3 protein-coding genes are annotated in these 2,475 nt (G+C 60.0%); all 3 read right to left on the reverse strand.

Annotated elements, in window-relative coordinates; translation table 11 throughout:
• Nucleotides 1–86: 86 nt before the first annotated feature.
• Complete coding sequence (locus DFR50_RS31010) at nucleotides 87–983, reverse strand: TniQ family protein (RefSeq protein ID WP_113894189.1); 897 nt, start codon at nucleotides 981–983, stop codon at nucleotides 87–89.
• Nucleotides 980–1,858, reverse strand: a complete 879-nt coding sequence (locus DFR50_RS31015) for a TniB family NTP-binding protein (protein ID WP_113894191.1) — start codon at nucleotides 1,856–1,858, stop codon at nucleotides 980–982. The genes DFR50_RS31010 and DFR50_RS31015 overlap by 4 nt, the downstream gene beginning before the upstream one ends.
• The coding region (locus tag DFR50_RS31020; RefSeq protein WP_210209097.1) for a Mu transposase C-terminal domain-containing protein at nucleotides 1,830–2,475 on the reverse strand (646 nt) is incomplete at its 5' end. The genes DFR50_RS31020 and DFR50_RS31015, both read right to left, overlap by 29 nt.

A 2,475-nucleotide genomic window follows, 5' to 3' on the forward strand; every position in this document is an offset into this window, starting at 1 on the left:
TGTCAGGAGCCATCTTGGTGTGAGAATTTGAAAACATTTTCGGCAATATCCATCAATAGTGAGAATTGCATCTGGCAGAATTCTCACTATTGATGGCTTGAGGCGGCTGCCTCTGGCAGTTCGAGTTTGGCCTCACGGCAGAATTTATCGAAGTTGCGTTGGCCTCGTAGAAGAGTCGCTTTTCGTAGATCGTGGATCACCGCCGGATCGGCCGCAACGCGCGCCAGCCCGGCGAGCAGCGCCGGTCGAAACTCGATCGGAAGCGTGGCGATCGCGGCATGCGTCACGAGCCGTTTGATGGGTCGCGCGCGCGCATCAAATTCCGGGAAAAGCGTGCCCAAAACCCATCCGACGACAGGATGTTCGTGATCGCCGGCGATGGGCTTCCAAGTCTGAACCAACAGCAGCCGCAGGATTGCGATCGGGGACTGTTCTTCGCGTCGCTCGTCGCTGAGATATTTCTCGACGATCCACTCGCCTGCGACGGCCTCTGGCCATAGGCCTTCGAACGGCGTCGTCTCCAAGAGCGTCACCCGACTGCCGCGATGCTCGTTTGTGTCGGTGAGGGCGACACCGCAAACGGGGCACGTAATTCGCCACGCCTTGCTCCAATGTTTTGAAACAGCGCCTTCCGCGCCGTCTTGCGCGTAGCGATCGGCGCAGTTGTGGCAGATTTGTGGTTGCCTACCGCGGCTGATGAGCTCGCCAACTCGGCCGTCACGTTTGTCGATATGGGTCATGTCGATCAGCGCGGTGGGATCGCAGCGGAACTTTTCCGCCAATCGAGTGACCTGCCCCAAGCCGAGACGATGGTCGAGCGTTGAGAGCCGGATGTCGCCCAGGCCGAGCCACTTCGCAAAGAATGGACCCGTTACGCCGTAGAACCGGGCGTGCCGGGCAAGCCAAGACGAGAGCAATTCATCGCGCGCGGCCTTGAGGACCACCGGCAAGGGTTTGGCGTTGGCCTCGATCCCGCCGCTCATTGGAAGGCCACCTCGTTTTCCGAAATCGGCTTATAGGTTTCGACGGACATGTCGGTGATGCGTTCCTCGCCCGTTTCGATCGCCTGAATCGCCAAGTCGTTGAGCATGCGAAAAATGCGGGAGCTGACGCCGCCGCTGAGTTGGAGAACGCGGCGCAGGCCCTTCACGGTCAGCACGCTTGGCTCCCGCAAAGGGAGATTGCGCACGATTGCGAGGACGAGCTGTTCGAACTCTTTGTCGGCGGTCCATCGCGGCAAAGTGACCGCGTCTAAGCGGCGCGCCAATTGAACGTCGCCGTTGATGGCGTCCCTCGCCTCCAAGATCCCAAAGCAGACGAGCGAAACCTTCAGCTCGTTGCTCAGAAAGCGAAGGGTGTTCAGGACGATGCGCTGTTCGCGCCAGGACCCCGCGAGGATATTGTGGATCTCGTCGATGACGAGGATTTGGACGCCGATCTCGCGAAGTATGTTGAGGGTGCCCCGCTCCACATCGACGATGCCAGCGCGCGGGCTGTGGGGCGCGTCCACAGCGGCGAGGATTTGAGAAAAGAGTCTTCGCTCGGTGGGGCGCCCGCTCAGCTCGACGCCGAGGACTTTGTTGCGGTTTGGCGCCGAGTCGGCTGCGGAGCCCGCCGCGCAGTCCGCTTTGAACTTGTCGACCAGCATGGACTTTCCCATGCCGCTGTCGCCGTAAACGATCAGCGAGGGCATCCGCGTGGTGCGCGGATGCTTGAGCATTTTGTTCAAGTGCTCGAGAATCTGGACGGCTCTTGGATAGGCGACCCAGCGCTTCGATTGGATAAAATAGACCCGCTCGTCAGTCGCTCCGGAAAGGATGTTCGCCGCTTCATCCGTCAGGTGGCTTGGCTTGAACATCGGTTTGTCGTTCCAAAAGCTCCAACGCGCTAGGTATGCGTGAGTCGATGCCGGTCATCGATCCCGCGTCGAAGTCATCCCCGACTATTTGAGACGGTGGTGGCGTTTTGCGCGCCGCCGCCGTCCTGGCGATTGCGTCGGCGACAATTTGGCGTTGGGCGAGCGCCGTTCGCATGATCTGGTCGTCGTCACGCTCTCCCCTGCCCTTCTTCAGCACCGCTTTCCGCGCCAACTTCCATTCACGCAGGCTGATCGCAGGGAATCCGAGATTTCGCGCGCGTGCCTCCAAGAAATGGCCCGAAACTGGGTGTTGGACAAAAATCCGCGACACGTCTCGGGGGTCATACTTGATCAACAAGTCCCCCGCGTGCCTGCCGACCTCGGCCGACAGGGCGTTCGACCAATAGGGGAGATCATGAATCCAGATGCCGTCCGGTCTCAGCTTCCGATAGGCGTCGGGAAGGAACGACACCCAGAAAGCCATTCGATCTTTTGGCATTCTCAGTGGGGTCGACGCCTCGTGTTCGTCCCAGACCGCAATGGGCGGACGCAGAAGCGCGCTATGTATCTCCTGATTGTACCGCCCTGCGATTTCCCAACCCAGAGCGCACTCGAAC

Origin of the sequence: Roseiarcus fermentans (genome assembly GCF_003315135.1) — a bacterium.
Lineage (GTDB): Bacteria > Pseudomonadota > Alphaproteobacteria > Rhizobiales > Beijerinckiaceae > Roseiarcus > Roseiarcus fermentans.